Origin of the sequence: Citrobacter sp. Colony219, assembly GCF_019382635.1 — a bacterium.
GTDB lineage: Bacteria > Pseudomonadota > Gammaproteobacteria > Enterobacterales > Enterobacteriaceae > Citrobacter > Citrobacter youngae.
Genome location: NZ_CP080033.1, coordinates 1,333,921 through 1,351,645, shown reverse-complemented (window position 1 = coordinate 1,351,645; position 17,725 = coordinate 1,333,921). Strand labels below are relative to the sequence as shown.

The 17,725-nt window shown below is 50.7% G+C and carries 15 protein-coding genes; 10 read left to right on the top strand and 5 right to left on the bottom strand.

The genetic code is table 11. From position 1 onward, the window contains the following. Positions 1–15: 15 nt before the first annotated feature. Entirely contained in the window at positions 16–921 is a 906-nt protein-coding gene (locus JTI85_RS05740; RefSeq protein ID WP_219352569.1) for a LysR substrate-binding domain-containing protein, read from the bottom strand. A gap of 109 nt (positions 922–1,030) precedes the next feature. Here JTI85_RS05740 and JTI85_RS05735 point away from each other — a divergent pair, with 109 nt between their 5' ends. Then, complete coding sequence (locus JTI85_RS05735; RefSeq protein WP_101742733.1) at positions 1,031–1,648, top strand: LysE family translocator; 618 nt, start codon at positions 1,031–1,033, stop codon at positions 1,646–1,648. A gap of 405 nt (positions 1,649–2,053) precedes the next feature. On the opposite strand, the gene JTI85_RS05730 is transcribed toward JTI85_RS05735, so the two are convergent. The 3 genes from JTI85_RS05730 to pepT form a co-directional block, all read right to left on the bottom strand. Next, complete coding sequence (locus tag JTI85_RS05730; RefSeq protein WP_101742734.1) at positions 2,054–2,683, bottom strand: DUF2913 family protein; 630 nt, start codon at positions 2,681–2,683, stop codon at positions 2,054–2,056. 306 nt (positions 2,684–2,989) lie between these two features. After that, entirely contained in the window at positions 2,990–4,351 is a 1,362-nt protein-coding gene (gene dcuC, locus JTI85_RS05725) for a C4-dicarboxylate transporter DcuC (protein WP_061067362.1), read from the bottom strand. Continuing rightward, positions 4,348–5,604: a peptidase T gene (gene pepT / locus JTI85_RS05720; protein WP_115643823.1), complete on the bottom strand. Its 1,257-nt coding sequence runs from the start codon at positions 5,602–5,604 to the stop codon at positions 4,348–4,350. Before pepT ends, dcuC begins: the two co-directional genes overlap by 4 nt. Positions 5,605–6,918: 1,314 nt before the next feature. On the opposite strand from pepT, the gene JTI85_RS05715 reads away from it, so the two are divergent. Together JTI85_RS05715 and JTI85_RS05710 are read left to right on the top strand one after the other, a co-directional pair. Continuing rightward, a complete protein-coding gene (locus JTI85_RS05715) occupies positions 6,919–7,176 on the top strand; it encodes a YjhX family toxin (protein WP_048212521.1) in 258 nt (85 codons plus the stop codon). 10 nt (positions 7,177–7,186) lie between these two features. Continuing rightward, on the top strand, positions 7,187–7,933 hold the full coding sequence (locus tag JTI85_RS05710) for a cyclopropane-fatty-acyl-phospholipid synthase family protein (protein WP_061067359.1): 747 nt from the start codon (positions 7,187–7,189) through the stop codon (positions 7,931–7,933). Between the two features lie 56 nt (positions 7,934–7,989). Here the strand turns inward: JTI85_RS05710 and JTI85_RS05705 are convergent, their stop codons facing one another. Beyond that, positions 7,990–8,559: a DJ-1/PfpI family protein gene (locus JTI85_RS05705; protein WP_048212523.1), complete on the bottom strand. Its 570-nt coding sequence runs from the start codon at positions 8,557–8,559 to the stop codon at positions 7,990–7,992. 397 nt (positions 8,560–8,956) lie between these two features. Between JTI85_RS05705 and JTI85_RS05700 the strand changes: the two genes are divergently transcribed. From JTI85_RS05700 to JTI85_RS05670, 7 genes are all read left to right on the top strand, one after another. Further along, positions 8,957–10,069 carry an agmatine/peptidylarginine deiminase gene (locus JTI85_RS05700; RefSeq protein WP_219352244.1) on the top strand — a complete coding sequence of 371 codons (1,113 nt, stop codon included), beginning with the start codon at positions 8,957–8,959 and terminating at the stop codon, positions 10,067–10,069. Positions 10,070–10,215: 146 nt separating this feature from the next. Further along, entirely contained in the window at positions 10,216–10,746 is a 531-nt protein-coding gene (locus JTI85_RS05695) for a tetratricopeptide repeat protein (RefSeq protein WP_370528846.1), read from the top strand. Between the two features lie 208 nt (positions 10,747–10,954). After that, positions 10,955–12,607 carry a sensor histidine kinase gene (locus JTI85_RS05690; protein WP_219352568.1) on the top strand — a complete coding sequence of 551 codons (1,653 nt, stop codon included), beginning with the start codon at positions 10,955–10,957 and terminating at the stop codon, positions 12,605–12,607. Continuing rightward, complete coding sequence (locus tag JTI85_RS05685; protein ID WP_115600901.1) at positions 12,600–13,295, top strand: response regulator; 696 nt, start codon at positions 12,600–12,602, stop codon at positions 13,293–13,295. Before JTI85_RS05690 ends, JTI85_RS05685 begins: the two co-directional genes overlap by 8 nt. A 260-nt stretch (positions 13,296–13,555) precedes the next feature. Beyond that, on the top strand, positions 13,556–14,644 hold the full coding sequence (locus JTI85_RS05680) for an ABC transporter substrate-binding protein (RefSeq protein ID WP_061067354.1): 1,089 nt from the start codon (positions 13,556–13,558) through the stop codon (positions 14,642–14,644). A 76-nt stretch (positions 14,645–14,720) separates the two neighbouring features. Beyond that, complete coding sequence (locus JTI85_RS05675; RefSeq protein WP_219352243.1) at positions 14,721–16,490, top strand: iron ABC transporter permease; 1,770 nt, start codon at positions 14,721–14,723, stop codon at positions 16,488–16,490. After that, positions 16,483–17,553, top strand: coding sequence for an ABC transporter ATP-binding protein (locus JTI85_RS05670; protein WP_101742737.1), 1,071 nt, complete (start codon positions 16,483–16,485; stop codon positions 17,551–17,553). Before JTI85_RS05675 ends, JTI85_RS05670 begins: the two co-directional genes overlap by 8 nt. Positions 17,554–17,725 lie beyond the last annotated feature (172 nt).

The window sequence follows — 17,725 nt, the reverse complement described above, 5'->3', positions numbered from 1 at the left end:
ATGGTGTTCTGCGGGTTACTCCAGCCTGAGCAGTTCTGCTATGTCAGCCTCAGGCGCAGCTTCTTTTAACCAGCGATACAGCAACTCAATATTTCGAAGCCGGGTTGACGCTTTTGGCCAGACGAGATAATAGCCGTCCCCTGTCGCGACCACCTGTTTAAACGGTAACGCCAGCATCCCACTCTCAATAGCCGTCAGGCTTAATAGCAGATCGGCGACCGCTACCCCATGCCCGCTCATTGCCGCAAGACTCCCCTGCTCCAGGGTGTCGAACACGTTGCCACGTGCCAGGTTCAACGCAGGAAACGCCCCGGTACGCTGCAGCCAGCGACGCCAGTCGCGGCGATCGGCGGAAGGATGAATCAATTCACAGGCGGCAATATCACTTTGCGCCTGAGCCTGCAACGCAGGCGCACAGACCGGGATTAGCCACTCCTGAAACAGCAACCGGCTGTCGGTATCGTCACCAAAATGGCCATTCCCTAACAGGATCGCACAGTCATACGGTTCACGACTGAATGCGACGGAATCGGTGTCCATCCAGACGCTGGAAATTTCGATCACCGGGGTCGGATGCGCTTCACGGAAAAGACGCAGCACATCCAGCAGCCAGCGCATGGTCAACGTAGACGGCGCTTTCAGCCGTAGCTCATGGCTGCTGCTGCGAAAGGCATGACACGCGTGTTCCAGACTCTGAAACCCAGCCGTCAACTGCTGTGCTAACCCTTGGCCAGAAGGTGTTATCTCGATACGCGGGCCGCTGCGGATAAATAGCTCACAGCCAAACCAGGCTTCCAGCGTGCGAATATGACGGCTTACCGCGCCCGGAGTCACGTTCAGTTGAATAGCTGCTTTGCTGAACGATCCCAGACGAGCTGCGGCTTCAAAAGCCCTCAGGGCATACAACGGAGGTAGCGTCATCATCGGCTTCCATGTTGACTTTTACTCACAGTAGAGCGCAGTTTTATTCGTTTTTCAATGTGACACGCAAGCGGAATACTGATGAAAAATAACGTCAGGATCATCAGATATGAATCTCGCTTTACTGGCTGTATACAGCCTCTCGGTGCTAACACTGTTGCTAACGCCTGGTCCTGTTGTGGCACTGATTACCGCGACGGCGGCACAGTACGGCTATCGCCAGGCCTTTATGACGCTATGCGGAACTAACGGTGCTTCATTGCTCTTGCTTGCGCTCGCTGCGCTGATGCTGGCGGGGGTGGTATCACTCTCTCCTCTGCTGCTGTGTGTGTTGGGTCTCGCCGGATCGCTGTATATCGGCTATAGCGCGTTTTGCAGTCTGTGGGCAAGAAATCAAGCCGCCAGCGAAGACTCTCGCCAGCCGTCTCATGGGGGATTTATCAACGGTTTTCTGATTGGCGTATCAAACCCGAAAGATATTCTGTTTTTCGTTTCATTCTTTCCACAGTTCATCACCATTACACATAATTTCGCCACCAGCATGCTGATACTCACGCTGGTATGGATCATTTTTGACGTTGCCGTTCTGTCATTTTATATCGTGATTTTCAAACGCTGGATGCCCACGCGGTTTGTCAGATACAGCGTTTTTATCTCATCCCTGTTCCTGCTGGCGGTAGCGGTGTTTGGCATTATCTATAACACCAATGCAATACGAATGTTGTAGCCCGCATAATCAGGTCATGATGATTTTACCGATGTCTGATGTAATTTATCGGTGTTAATATTCAGCACATCAGAGAATATATACCGTAATATTTCCCCGACTTTCTGCCGGAACTCTGACCCAGGATAATGCGTCAACCGTGATAATCGCCATTTCATTTTCCAACCTTAGCAGGGGAGTCTTGTCGTCAGGAACAGATGAACTTTCGCATATTTCGATTACCCCTCGAAAAGCGATGAACACACGGTCAGGAACATCAGATAACTTTATCCATTCAGTCGTGATCGTTAACTTTCGCGTAAACATCCCCGATCCCTCTATCGCGATTTATATCTCAGAATGTAAAATCTGGCTACAACAACGTATTATGACTGGCAAATTTTATTTATGTATCGCCAGTGTTCATCACCCATCCAGATTAAAATAAAAGTAGTAAAACTCATTTGAAGTATGCTTTACAAACTCAACCGGAAGATTATTTTTGATGAACAGCGACTTTGCAAATTCGACATCACCATAAACCCGAAGACAGAAAGGTTTTAATATCTCGCCCTGAGTACCAAAGCACTCCTGAAGTCGGGTGTCATCCATAAAAATAAAATTGCCTTTGCGAACCTTAACATCTTCACTCAAATCACGCCATTTCCCGGGTGTGAGAAGAAAACTCTCCCAGCCATTATTCCTTAGATTTTCAATAACATGAGTAAATTTAAAATAGTAACTCTGCATTGTGACATCACCACTTGATGTAGCATATAAATACTCTATCTTAAATTTAAGTTGGGCATTAATGCTTTTCCTTTTCCCCTCTTCTATTAACCACTGAAGTTCGTTGGCGATAGTTTTTGAAAATATCTTCCTTTTTTTCGCAATCGCCAGCCAGTTCATAATGAAGAGATGTTCTGATATTTTAGAGTAAACCTTCTGGTCCTGTATTGCGATACCCACGGCAACTAACGCACTCCAGGTAAACGTTTCAAGTTCATCCTGGTAATTGTGCCTCGATGCGCTGATCTTTCCTAAATCACTGACCACTTAAAACCCACCCAGATAAATCGTTATCACATTTGGACTTGGCATCACTTCATTTAAAAAACTACTACAATTAAAACCAGCATAATATGATCCAGATTAATTAATTCTCACGTATAAAAAACGCCAGATTAACATATTACCTTCCTTAATCATTCATCTATATACGACACCGTGGTAAAACAATAAGAATAATGCGATAAAGATGAAAACAAATAATAACTCATGACAACCAGTTTTATTTGAGATTATAAATAACATTATCAAGCAAACCTCCGCGCCCCGGAGGTTTGCTTGCAGCAGTTACGACTAATAGAAAATACCGATAATCAAAGTATGGGTGACAAAGCCCACAATAAGCGGCACAGCAGTACGTTTAACTACATCGAAAGGTGTAATTTTTGCCCCACTTGAAACCGCAATAACAACACCGGATACCGGCGAAATAGCCCGCCCCATATGTGATGCCTGCTGCATAGGTAGGATCATAGCAACCGCGTTAGCGCCCATGCTCGCGGCAATTTGTGGGATTAACTCAACAAATGCCAGGAATGGCGCATTCCCCGAGCCCATAATAATTGCTGCCGCAAGCGTCACCAGCGCAAAGACGACGGCCATCGCAAAGGGTGGTAATCCGACATGTTCTGCCATCAAAATTAACTGATCAATGGCACCAATGACTTTGATGCCATGCGCGAAAACTCCGGCTGCGACCAGCAGGCCCACAACACCGGTAAACGCCGCGCCCATTCCTTTCAGAAAATGGCTGAACCCTTCACACACCGACTTTAAATCACGCGCTCGTATCCATTCAATCAGCATACAAATAGCCATTGCGATAAGCACGATGGTGATTATGTTTAGATTAATTCCACTGACAAACATCGCGGATGATCCTACCGCCATCAGTATAGGCAGCATGGGAAGCACAGCATAAAAAGCCGGCGCCTTTCCTGAATCGACAATCTCAGCGCTCCCGATTTCCCGAGGTAACGTCCCCGCGTTGCGATCGCAATGACGTTGCCAGAAAAAATGGCAAACGCCGACAACCAGTACGGTTGCAAGCGCTGCTGGCCCCTGGTGGTAAACAACGTATTCCACCACATCCATATTGACTGCTTTCGCTCCCCTGATGGCATCAATCGCTGTTGGGGTGTATGCCACCCCCAGCGAGGTGGCGATGACCCCGGCGGCCGAAGCCGCAGAGAGCCCCAGGCCCAGCATAATCGGGAACATTGTCCCCATCAGTAACACGGCAAGCCCGGTCGCTGAAGGGATGGCCAGTTGCAGGAGACTGGCAAGCAGGTAGGAAAAAAACAGCAGAATATAAGGAGATCGCAGTGCCCGTAACGGTTTCGTCACCACGCGCACCACCGCTTCATTTGCCCCGATATGATCCATGTAGTGAGCAAATCCCATCAACGCCATGATCATCAGACCGAGATCGGCTGCACGTGTGCTGAACAGATCGCGCATAACTTCAAATGGATCGAGAAAAGCAATCCCGGTACTGGCAACCCCCTTCGGCAATACGGAGCCCCATCCGGTTAATCCGGTACAAATCATTAGCACCAGACCCGCGATAAATAACACGGGTTCGGCCCGGTACCCCTTCAGGATCAGACGAGCGACCACAACGATAACCAGAAGGGCAATTATTACCTGAATCATGACTGAGTTCTCCCTTCGGCGAACTCAGCGTAGGTTTCTTCAATAACTGCGACTACAACATCACTGGCTGCCCGTAGCGATCGCACCGGCAAGTATTCATAAATTGAATGGAAATTATGCGCACCGGTAAAAATATTCGGACACGGTAACCCTTTCTGCGACAGAACCGCGCCATCATACCCGCCACGCATGGCGACAGGTTGCGGAGTGATTCCGCATTTCTGATAAGCACGTATAGCAATATCAATAGGATAATGCGAATCGCCCTGCAGGCTATTAAACACATTCGCATAGCGGTCGGTTAAATGGCAGACCACACTATTTTCGCCCCATAGTGCACAGGCACTTACTGCAAGCTGGCGAATAAATGCCATACGGGACTTATAACCTTCTTCACTAAAGTCGCGAATATCCAGTTTCAGTACGGTACGGGCACTGTTACCCTGCAGCTGTTTTACCCAGTAATATCCTTCACGACCTTCCGTATATTCAGGTGCTTCTCCGCCCGGCAGCATCGCAATAAACTTATGCGCCATCAGCAGAGAATTCTTCAGTTTACCTTTAGCTGACATTGGGTGCGCAGATTGACCGGTGAAGATAATTTCCGCATCGCCTGCATTCCAGTTTTCATAGACAAACTCACCTATGCCGCAGCAATCCAGGGTATAGCCAAAATTTGCGCCAAACGCGGCAACATCAAAAGCTTTGGCACCCCGTAGCCCCTGCTCTTCATCAGGAACAAAACCGACCTTCACCGGTCCATGTTTAATCTCCGGATGTGCAACCAGATACTGTATGGCATTCATGATGGCAGCGATGGCAGCTTTATCATCAGCACCTAACAGGCTGGTTCCATCCGTCACGAGCAGGTCATCACCGATATAGTTTTTCAGTTCTGGAAATTCACTTTCGCGCAGATAGATATTATGTTCTTTGTTCAGGCATAAATCGCCACCGCTATAGTGAAGGCGTTGCGCATGCGTGTCTGCAGTCTGTTCGGCACTGGTATCCAGATGACCAAAAAAGGAAACGACAGGAATATTATCGTCAGTATTTCCAGGTAATGTTGCCGTTACAATCGCCGTATCCCTGACTTCAATGTTTTGCATCCCTAATACTTCAAGCTCTGCTGCGAGCAGTTTTGCCAGCACCATTTGGCCTGGGGAAGACGGCATGATGCCATTTGCGCCATTTTCCCGTGAGGTTGTGGTATTGATTTTGGTGTAGTTAATAAAGCGTTCAACAATATCCATTGTGGGACATCCTTTAATGTTTCATTCATGGGGTACTGCGAGGAGATACCTGCATGCAGCGAGAGAGGGATACATCTGAAGTGTCAAATAAAATCAGCGCTCATCCCAGACCACTGATCTCATGAGTGTTCTGACAACGATTTATATTAAGGAAGATAAAAAACCGATCGTTATGTTTGTAATAAAAATCGCCTTTTTGATGATCACATCATATTCCCTGCTTGTTTTTACGACTATTTTACATGGTGTTAAGCTAACAGAAGCCATAACAGTTTCCGTCTACCCAAGAGATAATGGAAATCATTTAAGTCTCCATATCCTATAAAGACACAAGGCAAACCATCGCTATATTTTTTTAATGAACGAATACCATTACAGCTACGTGCAACCGTTTGCACTTCTCTAGAAATAGCCATTTAGTGCATTAAAATCCATGAGCAAGGTCACATTTATCCCAACGACAAGAAAAACATATCACGCTGAAAAACAGACAATTATAAGCGCCACTATACTATACCCTGGTAAACAGAGGGATAGCTGAACAATTCATTACGGAATAGAAACGCCGCGGTACTATTATAAAACCATGATATCCGGCATCATTAGTCATAGTAGCCATAATAACACCTGGCACGGTGTTAAATTATTATTAATAGGTGCTACCCGATGAATTACAGGTAAAAAAACCTCTACCCTGAGAAGAGATACAGAGTAGAGGAAATACGGGTGTAAAGGACATATTTATAATTTTAATGATAACAGAAGAGTCTCTTGCAGAAACAAGTATACACATTTCTCACCATAGAGAGAATTCTTAAACAGAAATAATTTACAGAACATCATCCTGCGATAGCTATAATAAATACTGCTTATCATAAATAAGACAATCAATCCCGACACGCTTAAATCAGGCTAATATATTAGCGTGAAACATAAGAACGAAGAGTGCAGAATAACTCAAATTCATATTTTTAAAGCCATTTAACTATAAAATATTTTAATGATTTAATGTGTTAATAACATTACAACAATTTAAAGCTATTCGATGCGACGAGATGTCCTTCCAGGCCATTTTTCCGTTGCGGGTCACACTTTTACTGGCGCAAGATTCCCATCCAACATTCCACTGCTATCATACACCGTGTAAATACCTTTCAACTCAACCCGAGGCTTTGATGCTGGAGAATGTCATCATCAGATAATCAGTTTGCCGACCTTATCAGGCCGGACTGGTTATCAATGCGCTGAAATCGAATGCGGACACCGCTGTGTGTTTGCACGTTTTGCACATGATGATTAAACAGGTTTCCCAGTATGAATTTATCCCGTCAGGAACAACGTACCTTACACGTTCTCGCCAAAGGAGGCCGCATTGCGCACGTCCGCGACAGCGCTGGCCGCGTCACATCCGTTGAATGTTATAGCCGTGAAGGATTGCTGCTCTGCGACTGCACGCTTGAGGTGTTTAAAAAGCTCAGAACCAAAAAGTTGATCAAATCTGTCAATGGTCAGCCCTACCGCATCAACACCACCGGATTAAACAATGTTCGAGCCCAGTTAGATAATCGCTAAGGAGAGAGTGATGGATATTCCCAAGATTTTTACGATCAGCGAAAGCGCTCATCGCATTCATAATCCGTTCACCGCGCAAAAATATGCCACATTAGGTCAGGCGCTACGTATGACGCCAGGAACCCGTGTTCTGGATCTGGGCAGTGGTTCCGGTGAGATGCTCTGCACCTGGGCACGCGACCATGGCATTACGGGGATCGGTATTGATATGAGCCAACTGTTTAGCGCACAAGCCAGACAACGCGCGGAACAGTTGGGCGTCACCGATCGCGTGAGCTTTATCCATAACGATGCGGCAGGTTATGTCGCGGATGAAAAATGCGATATCGCTGCCTGCGTCGGCGCAACGTGGATTGCAGGCGGTGTCGCCGGGACAATCACGCTGCTGGCAAAGAGCCTCAAACCTGGCGGAATCATCGTGATCGGTGAACCGTACTGGCGTCAAATGCCCGCCGCAGAAGATATTGCCCAGGCATGCGGAGCCGGCTCGGTGGCCGATTTTCTTTCCCTTGCCGACCTCGTTTCGTTTTTCGACAAACTGGGCTACGACCTGGTTGAAATGGTGCTGGCAGACCAGGAAGGCTGGGATCGATACGAAGCCGCTAAGTGGTTGACGATGCGTCGATGGCTGGAGGCGAACCCAAATGATGACTTTGCGCAGGAAGTCAGAGAGCAACTGAGGACGTCACCGGGACGCCATGTCACCTTCACCCGGGAATATCTCGGCTGGGGGGTATTCGCACTCATGCAACGGTAATTTTTTGCAGTCGGTATAGCCGGATGGGTTATACCGACCTGCAAAGCCGGTACCCGTTACTTCATTAATACTTCAACAAATTTAGCCAACCAGGCAGGATGAGCAGGCCATGCCGGCGCGGTAATCAGATTGCCGTCGACGTGCGCCTGGTCAATCCCGATATCGGCATAATGCCCACCGCTCAACCGAACTTCTGGCGCACACGCTGGATACGCGCTGCAGGTCCGGTTTTCTAACACTCCGGCTGCCGCCAGCAGTTGCGGGCCATGACACACCGCGGCGATAGGTTTACCCGCAGAGTTAAAGTCTTGTACCAGTTGAATGACATCCGGATTCAGACGTAAATACTCCGGCGCCCGCCCGCCAGGGATCAACAAGGCATCATAATCCGCCTCGCGCGCATCAGAGAAATTCGCATTCAAGGTGAAGCGATGCCCGGGTTTCTCACTGTAGGTCTGCGCCCCATCAAAATCGTGAATGGCGGTCTGAACGTAGTCACCCTGACTTTTATCCGGACAGACGGCATCCACACGATGCCCAAGCATTTGCAAAGCCTGAAAAGGCACCATCGTTTCATAATCTTCGACATAATCTCCGACCAGCATCAGTATCTTCTTCATGCACATCCCCCACTCACGGTTATTAATGATGAGAAATAACGGCCATCTTTACTATAGTCCACACGGTTCATGGCATTAATAAATACAACAGAACAACCGGCCAGATCACAATCCGCGACAAGGCCCGTCAGACGAGGCTTCAGAGCCAACGGCGTGACACATGTTCATGCTGATAAATATAAATTATATATAAATATATAGTTGAGAAATTTTAATAGTAGTCAATTTCACTCATAATATAAAACTAAGAGATTGCAACGAATATCTCCTGTGCTATATTCCGCATGAAACTTACCCGCAATCAATTTATTTATTATTCAATATTTAAAATACGCAGAACATTAATTATCTATTATTATTTTATTCATCCAATATCAGATAAATATACGCAAAGGTTAATCCCATGATAACAAGACGTTCATTTGTCAGGCAGAGCCTGGTGACGTCAACGAGTATGCTACTCGCCAGCATGACGGGTATCAGTTTAAGCCAGGTTGCCCGCGCAGCAGAGAGCCGCCGCTGGCAGATGCCGGATGAAGGAGCACCTCATGCTGCCACCTGGATGGCGTTTGGTGCCAGTGTGGCTATCTGGGAACCTCACCTGCTTCCCGTGGTACGGAAAAATCTGGCGCTGGTCGCGAACACCATTGCCGCCTTTGAACCCGTGAATATGCTGGTGCGCGAAGAAGACCACGCGCTCGCGGCAAAACTATGTGGGCCATCAGTTAACCTGCTGGTTCATCCAATTGACGATCTGTGGATCCGCGATACCGGACCAGTATTTGTGAAAAGCCCCCACGGCATGCCCGGTGGCGTTGGATTTAACTTCAACGGCTGGGGCGAGAAGCAGGAACACGATCGCGATGCCGAAGTGGCTGAATTTGTCACAGATTATGCTAAAGCTGAATTTATCCGCTCAACCTTGATCCTTGAAGGTGGCGGGATAGAGGTAGACGGCGAAGGGACAGCCATTATTACCGAAAGTTGTGTTCTCAATCCCAACCGCAACCCGGGCGTCAGTAAAGTTGAATGTGAAGCCGAATTAAAGCGCCTGCTGGGACTGGATAAGATCATCTGGCTACCAGGTATTGCCGGAAAGGATATTACCGACGGCCATACGGACTTTTACGCCAGATTAACACATCCGGGTACGGTGGTAGCGGGTCTTGAGCAGGACCCTACATCGTTTGACTACGCTGTAACCCGGCGACATCTGGAAATCTTACGCACAGCCACAGATGCAAAAGGACGGCACCTGAACGTGATCACGCTGGAAGGACCATCAACTATTCGCCAGAGCTATGCGAACAGTGATTTTGCCGCCGGTTATATCAATTTCTATCTGTGTAATGATGCGGTCATTGCGCCGGAGTTTGGCGATAAACGCACGGACCGTAACACGCGCGATATTTTGCAGGAGCAATTTACCGGGCGTGAGATTATTCAATTGAATATCGACGGTATCGCGGCCGGTGGCGGCGGTATTCACTGTGCGACCCAGCAACAGCCGCGTTAGCGGCTACTCCTTCTTTGCTAATAAAGCGGTGTATTAAAAATAAACGGCAGGTCAATTTATAGGCATCGATAATGAATAAAGCATGGGCTGCGCGGTTTACAGCATGCAAGAACCTTCACTCATACCGAGAGGACAGGACCATGAAGATGCACGCCATGACGAAAATACTGCCGTTGATTTGCCTGATCTCAGGCGGGTTGCTCTACTCCGCTGCAGCCAGCGCCATGGGAAATGACGATACCACCACCCCAACATGCCCGAAGGGTCAGGTTTACGACAACAAAACCCAAAAATGTTTGCCCGAAAAAAGCAGCATGATCGACGATCAGGATAAAACGCAGTATGCGTATCACCTGGCGAAAACCGGCCATTATCAGGATGCCATCAATTTACTCGATACCTTACAGCAGCCCAATACGCGTGAAGCCTGGAACTATCGAGGCTACGCGACACGCAAGCTAGGGCGTACGGATGAAGGGATAAGTTACTACCAACGATCGATTGCCCTTGATCCGCACTATGCGAAAGTGCGCGAATATCTTGGGGAAGCATGGATGGTTAAAGGCCGCCCCGACCTGGCGAAAGCGGAGCTGGCAACCATTAAGAATATCTGCGGCACCCAATGCGAAGAGTATCGCGATCTGAAAGCCGCGATCGACGGACACCCAGAGTCATAGACCGGAAGATCCAAAAAAATCACCGTCAACGATGCGCATTTTCAATGGATACAGCCGTTGGATCGCATCGTCGACATACCGTTTATTGCCTCAGAAATTCGCGGAGAATGTAGGCAGTTCACAACTCTGTCGTCCCTCGATTACGGTTCGTATTTTCGCATGATAGGCTTTTCAGATGACCCTTTCTGCTCTGGCCGCTGCGGACTACATGAAACTCAGATTGTCCTTTCAGGTAAAGCTGTTCCTCTCGCTGGTGGCTTTTTCCTGCCTTCTGCTGGCGCTGCTTGGCGTATTGCTGTTTCACTTTATCGACCGTCAGTTGCACCACGATTTGGGCCAACGCGCGCGAGTACAGGCCAGCGAAATTGCCCTGATTCCCGGTCTGGCAGAAAAAGTACAGCAGCGGGATATTCCTGGTATCGCACAACTGATTCAGCCGCTGCGCGCCGAAAGCGACGCCAGCTATATTGTGATTGGTGATGCGCGTGAACAGCATCTTTACCACTCAGAATCCCCGGAGCGCCTTAACCTGCCGATGATCGGCGGCGACAATGCTGATGTACTGAAGGGCAAAACCATTATCACTGTGCGTAAAGGTGGGATCGGTGTCTCGTTACGCAGTAAAGCACCTATTTTCGATAGCCATCATCAGGTAATCGGCATTGTCTCCGTCGGTTACCTCACCTCCTACATCGCCAATATCAACGCCCGCCTGCTGTGGCGCACCGGAATGTACGGCCTTGCCCTGCTGCTGCTGCTGTTTATTTTTTCCTGGTTACTGACCCGCACGCTGAAAAAACAGATGTTCGGCCTGGAACCCAAAGATATCGCCCAGTTGGTGCTGCAGCAAAAAGCGCTGCTGGAGGCGATGTACGAAGGAGTCTTTGCGGTCAATGCCGATAAACAGCTCATCCTCATCAATCGTGCCGCCCGGGAGATGCTCAATATTCGCCAGAGTGAACAAGCGCTGCTCGGCAAGCCATTGGATGAGGTGATTCAACTGCCGCCGTCATTTTTCGCGCCTGGCAATACCGCTTATGACAGCCGCCATCACGATCATATTACCGTCCTGAATCAACGGGAAACCATCGTCAACCGCGTGGCTATTGAAGTCGAGCCGGGCACCCAAAGCGGTTGGGTATTCAGCTTCCGCGATAAGAACGATATCAATACGCTCAGCAGTCAACTCAGCCAGGTGACCCGCTATGCCGATAACCTGCGCATCATGCGCCACGAGCAGCTCAACTGGACGGCGACGCTCGTCGGTCTGCTGCAGATGCAGCGCTATGACGATGCGCTGCGTTATATTCAGGTACAGTCAGAGGGGGCCCAGCAGGTGCTGGATTTCCTCTCCAGGCAGTTTGTCTCTCCGGCGCTGTGCGGCCTGCTGCTGGGGAAATATGTCGGTGCCCGCGAGAAAGATGTTGAGCTGGTTTTCGACCCCGCCTGTCAGCTCTCGCGCCTACCGGAAGGGCTGAGCGAAACGGAGCTGATGTCAGTAATAGGTAATCTGGTGGACAACGCTGTCGATGCCACGCTGAAAACGCCAGCACGTACCGCGCCGGTGGAAGTGTATATATCGGATCGCAACCACGAACTGGTGATTGAAGTGGCTGACCGGGGCTGTGGCGTTGATGAGGCCATGAAGCCGCATATTTTTGAGCAAGGCTTTACCAGTAAACCCACTGACAGCAGTGAACTCACCGGTTCAGAACATGGTATTGGCCTGTACCTGGTCGCGGGCTACGTTCGTCGGGCTGGTGGCAGCATCGAAATAAGCGATAACATCCCGCAGGGTACCGTATTTTCGGTTTTCATCCCGTTCCAGATTTCTCTTTCGACAGGACCTTCCCATGACTGATATCCGCCCTCTTGAGGTTGTTATTGTTGAGGATGAGCCACATCTCGCACAGTTGCATCGGGAGTTTATTGAGCAAAACTTCCATCTGCGCATCGTGGGAATCGCGGGATCGCTGGAACAGGCCCGCGAACTGATCCTCCGTCATCAGCCACGTCTGCTGCTGCTGGACAACTATTTGCCGGACGGTCAGGGCGTTGAGCTTATTGATAGCCCGCTGCTCAAACAGTTTGAGTGCTCGGTGATATTCATCACCGCCGCCAGCGATATGCAAACCTGCAGCCATGCTATGCGCAGCGGCGCGTTTGACTACCTGCTAAAACCCGTATTTTCCCACCGTCTGCGGGCCTCGCTGGAGCGCTTTATGCTGCTGGAGCACACGCTGCGGCAGGTGAAAGTGGTGGATCAGCACGCGCTGGATAAGCTGTTCAATTTGCCTGCCGGGGAGGCTGCGGGGCAGCCGTCGACCAAGGGGATTGAGCCTGCGACGCTGGCGCGGGTGCAGCGGATTTTTAGCGATCATCCGGCGGTGAGTTGGTCGGTTGAGCAGGTGGTCGAGGAGGCGGGGATCAGTAAAACGACGGGGCGTCGGTATCTGGAGTACTGCGTGGAGATTGGGTTTGTTGTGATTGAGATTCAGTATGGGAGTATTGGGCATCCGCGGCGGTTGTATCGGAAGGGGGCTGACTGACAACTCCGTAGGCCGGATAAGCGAAGCGCCATCCGGCAGTGTTCCGTATAGTGCCGGATGGCGCTTCGCTTATCCGGCCTACAACGGTGAGCATTCCATTCTCTCAAATCCCCGCGCTCACGGTTTCTATGGTGTTAATTACCGAAACAACGCCAACAATCACATTTCCACCAGCCGGCTCTCTCTCCCCTCTTGTCTCTCCTCTCCCATCCGCTATGTTGACTTTTAGTTCCCAAAGTGTAACTAGAAGGTTAATAATAATGACAAACACATTCCGCATCTCTCTGATCTCTGCTGCTGTTTTCATGTCGTTTTCTGCCCTGTCCGCGCTACCGCAGGGGTATCCGGCTGACTACCAAAAGGTGGTTGATGCCGCCACCAAAGAAGGCAAAGTCGTGGTTTACTCCACAACGGATACCAAAGCGGCGGGGCCGCTGATTCAGGGCTTTGAAGCCACCTATCCGGGCATCAAAGTTGAATATAACGATATGAACAGTACCGAGCTGTATAACCGTTATATCAGCGAACAGGCTGCTGGCGGCGGCAGCGGTGACGTCATCTGGAGCTCCTCCATGGATACCGCGATGAAGCTCGCGACCGATTATGCGATGGAGTATGTTTCAGCAGAGCAGAACCAACTGCCGAAATGGGCTGTCTGGCACAACAAAGCGTACGGCACCACCTACGAGCCAGTGGTGTTTATTTACAACAAGCGCCTCATCCCGGCGAACGAGGTTCCGGATTCTCACGCCGCGCTGGCAAAGCTGATTGCAGGCCAGGTGGATAAATTCAAAAGCAAAGTCACCACCTACGATATCGAAAAATCCGGGGTTGGCTTCATGCTATCGGTGCTGGATTACAAGGCCGATCCGAACTACTTCAAAACATTGGCCGACGTGGCGAAAGGCGGGTTAGCCGTGCAATCGTCCACTGGTACGATGATGGAGAGGGTTTCATCGGGTGAAAACCTGATTGGTTATAATATCCTCGGCTCTTACGCCGAAGCGCGTGCCAAAAACGACCCGTCACTGGGCATCTCCTATCCGAAGGACTACACCCTGGTGCTGTCACGAGTTTCTTTCATCAGCCAGCAGGCTGAACATAGCAATGCCGCCAAACTGTGGCTGGACTATGTGCTGTCTGAAAAAGGGCAAAACATCCTCGCCAACCAGGCTGATATTCCCTCTATCCGTAACGACATCGAAGGTAAAAATGACATCGACGGAATGACCCAAATGCTGGGTAGCGCGCTGAAGCCGATCCCGGTTGATGAGTCATTACTTGAATACCTGCAACCGAAAAAACGTCTGGACTACATCAAACAGTGGCGTGAAGCCGCGGCCAAATAAGAGCCAGAACCAGGCGTACGGTTCACTGGTGCGCCTGGTACTCGCTTCCTGAATTCGTGTTACCGGATCTCCGCTTATGAATGCATTACGCAGAAAGTGGCAAAGCTTGCCGCGCGGCATCGTCGTGCTGTTAACCGCGCTGGTTATCTACACGCCATTGTCGTTCATCGTGATACAAAGCTTTTTGTCCGCGCCGTTTTTCTCGCCGGCAAAGGACTGGAGCCTTGAATCCTTTGGCTTTATTTTTACCGACCCTGACTTCTATAAGGCGCTGAAAAGCGGCTTTATTCTCGCATTCGGTCTGGTCATTATCGCCATTCCTCTGGGCGGCATACTGGCCTTCCTGATGGTACGTACCGACTTACCGGGTAGACGTCTGATTGAGCCGCTGATCCTTGTGCCTATTTTTGTTTCACCGATGGTGCTGGGTTTTGGCTATGTGGTGGCCGCAGGCCCGGTAGGCTTCCTGTCACTGTGGGTACAATCGCTGATTGGCTTCGTGCCGTGGAATATCTACGACATGTCGAGCATCGTGGTGATTGCGGGTCTGACGCACGTGCCGCACGCCTACCTCTATATCTCGTCGGCGCTGCGCAGTGTGAGCTCAGACGTGGAGGAAGCCGCGCGTATCTCCGGCGCTTCCCCGCTACAGGTGATGACCTCGGTCAGCCTGCCGATGGTTCGCCCCTCGATTCTGTACGCCGTTGTGCTGCTGTTTTTCCTCGGTCTGGAAGTCTTTGGTCTGATGCTGGTGCTGGGCGATCCGGAAGGCAACATGGTGCTGGCGACCTACCTGTACCAACTGACCAATAAACTGGGTACGCCGTCGTATCACCTGATGGCGGCGGTCGCGGTGGTGCTGATTTGTCTGACCATCCCACTGGTCATGCTACAACGTCGCCTGATGCGTACCGCTAACCGCTTCGTCACCATGAAGGGTAAAGCCTCGCAGGCCCGCGCGCTGCCGCTGGGTAAATGGCGCTGGATAGCGGGGGCTGTGGTGGCGTTCTGGCTAACCATCACCATTGGCGTGCCACTAATGGGCGTGGTGCTGCGTGCGTTTATCTCCAACTGGGGCGTAGGCGTTTCGCTGTGGGATGAGCTGTCGCTTAGCACCTTTCGCACCATCTGGGAACAGCCGAACCTGTTGCGGGCCATCGTCAACTCCATGGCGATTGGCGTAATAGGCGGCGCACTGGCGGTAGGTTGCTATCTGTTTATTGGTATCGCGATGCACCGCAAGCCGGATAACACCACGCGTTTTCTAGACTACAGCGTGCTGGTGCCCCGTGCTGTGCCGGGCCTGCTCGCGGGTCTGGCGTTTTTGTGGGTGTTTCTGTTCTTACCGATGTGGCTCGATAGCGCGCTGAAATCCGGCTGGTTATCCGGCATGCCGTGGTCGCAGTGGTTGCGAGACACGCTGATTGTCTGGCTGCGCTCGCTGCGTAGCACCATTTTCAGCGTCTGGCTGGCGTATACGGTGGTGTGGATGGCCTACGGCCTGCGCCTCATCTCCTCAACGTTGCTACAAGTGGGGCCAGAGCTGGAGGAAGCGGCACGCAGCACCGGTGCGACGCGTGGCCAGATTACCCGCCACGTTACCATTCCGCTTTCGCGTTATGGGCTGATTGGCTCATGGCTGCTGATGTTCCTGATCTTTGAGCGTGAGTATTCCACGGGCGTCTATCTGCTGTCGCCGGGTACGGAAACCATCGGCTCGATGCTGGTATCTCTGTGGGCGGCAGGTGCTATCGACATCGTCGCCGCACTCTCGTTTATCAATATTCTGTTGGTGGTGGTGGGCCTGGGTATTGCCCTACGTTTTGGAGTGAAATTACATGATTGAATTATCGGTCGAGAACCTGCACTTAACCTACGGTGATAATCCGGTGCTAAAGGGCGTGACCATGGACCTCAAACGGGGCGAAGTGGTTTCGTTACTCGGGCCGTCCGGGAGCGGTAAAACCACCCTTCTGCGCGCGGTGGCCGGGCTGGAAAAACCGACACAAGGGTCAATTACCATCGGCAACAACAAGGTCTACGACGGCACCCCGCGCAGCGAAATCCCCGCCGAAGAGCGTAATCTGGGGCTGGTATTCCAATCCTATGCCTTGTGGCCGCATAAAACCGTATTTGAGAATGTGGCCTACCCGCTGAAGTTGCGCAAAGTCTCCACCGCAGAGATCAACCAGCGGGTACAGGGTGTGTTGGATCAACTGGGCCTGGGACATCTGGGTAAGCGCCATCCGCATCAACTTTCTGGCGGCCAGCAACAGCGCGTAGCGATTGGCCGGGCGCTGGTTTATAACCCACCCGTGATCCTGCTCGATGAGCCATTATCCAACCTTGATGCAAAACTGCGGGAAGAAGCGCGCGTATTCCTGCGTGAGCTGATTATTAATCTCGGGTTGTCCGCGCTAATGGTGACGCATGACCAGGGAGAAGCGATGTCGATTTCTGACCGCATTTTGTTGCTCAACAACGGCAAAATTGAACAGCAGGGTACGCCGCAAGAGATGTATGGTTCCCCAAAAACGCTGTTCACCGCTGAGTTTATGGGCAGCAACAACCGTCTGCATGGCAAAGTCACTGACGTGCGTGACGGCAAAGCACGTATTGAAGGACGCGACTGGGTCCTGTGGGGTCAGGCGGGCGACGGCGTTCAGGTTGGCCATGAGGGCACCGCGGTGATCCGCGTTGAACGTGTGGCGCTGGCCGACGGGCCAGGCGAAAACCAGTTGGCTCTCCCGTTGCTCACCAGCATGTATCTCGGTGACCGCTGGGAGTACCTGTTCCGCACCGTAGCTGATGATTTTGTCATCCGCGCCTACGGCAACGAAGTACGCGATCCTCAGCATTGCCACCTGGCGTTACCCGAAAAACATGTTTGGGTGTTCCCAAAATCCTGATGCCAGAAGGGAGCGGCTGTCGCTGCTCCCTTTTCTGGAGGAAGGATAGCGGTAATACAGAAGATATATTTGAGTACAATGAGATGATGATGACATCAAACGGCCTGGGCCTGGTACAGGAAATGGGAAAAATCAGTCCGAGGAAATAGAGAAATGGTGCGATAATAGGAGC

Coding starts and splice junctions, on each gene's coding strand:
- JTI85_RS05740 (WP_219352569.1), bottom strand. CDS start 921: ATGACGCTACCTCCGTTGTATGCCCTGAGGGCTTTTGAAGCCGCAGCT.
- JTI85_RS05735 (WP_101742733.1), top strand. CDS start 1,031: ATGAATCTCGCTTTACTGGCTGTATACAGCCTCTCGGTGCTAACACTG.
- dcuC (WP_061067362.1), bottom strand. CDS start 4,351: ATGATTCAGGTAATAATTGCCCTTCTGGTTATCGTTGTGGTCGCTCGT.
- pepT (WP_115643823.1), bottom strand. CDS start 5,604: ATGGATATTGTTGAACGCTTTATTAACTACACCAAAATCAATACCACA.
- JTI85_RS05715 (WP_048212521.1), top strand. CDS start 6,919: ATGAATTTATCCCGTCAGGAACAACGTACCTTACACGTTCTCGCCAAA.
- JTI85_RS05710 (WP_061067359.1), top strand. CDS start 7,187: ATGGATATTCCCAAGATTTTTACGATCAGCGAAAGCGCTCATCGCATT.
- JTI85_RS05705 (WP_048212523.1), bottom strand. CDS start 8,559: ATGTGCATGAAGAAGATACTGATGCTGGTCGGAGATTATGTCGAAGAT.
- JTI85_RS05700 (WP_219352244.1), top strand. CDS start 8,957: ATGATAACAAGACGTTCATTTGTCAGGCAGAGCCTGGTGACGTCAACG.
- JTI85_RS05695 (WP_370528846.1), top strand. CDS start 10,216: ATGCACGCCATGACGAAAATACTGCCGTTGATTTGCCTGATCTCAGGC.
- JTI85_RS05690 (WP_219352568.1), top strand. CDS start 10,955: ATGAAACTCAGATTGTCCTTTCAGGTAAAGCTGTTCCTCTCGCTGGTG.
- JTI85_RS05685 (WP_115600901.1), top strand. CDS start 12,600: ATGACTGATATCCGCCCTCTTGAGGTTGTTATTGTTGAGGATGAGCCA.
- JTI85_RS05680 (WP_061067354.1), top strand. CDS start 13,556: ATGACAAACACATTCCGCATCTCTCTGATCTCTGCTGCTGTTTTCATG.
- JTI85_RS05675 (WP_219352243.1), top strand. CDS start 14,721: ATGAATGCATTACGCAGAAAGTGGCAAAGCTTGCCGCGCGGCATCGTC.
- JTI85_RS05670 (WP_101742737.1), top strand. CDS start 16,483: ATGATTGAATTATCGGTCGAGAACCTGCACTTAACCTACGGTGATAAT.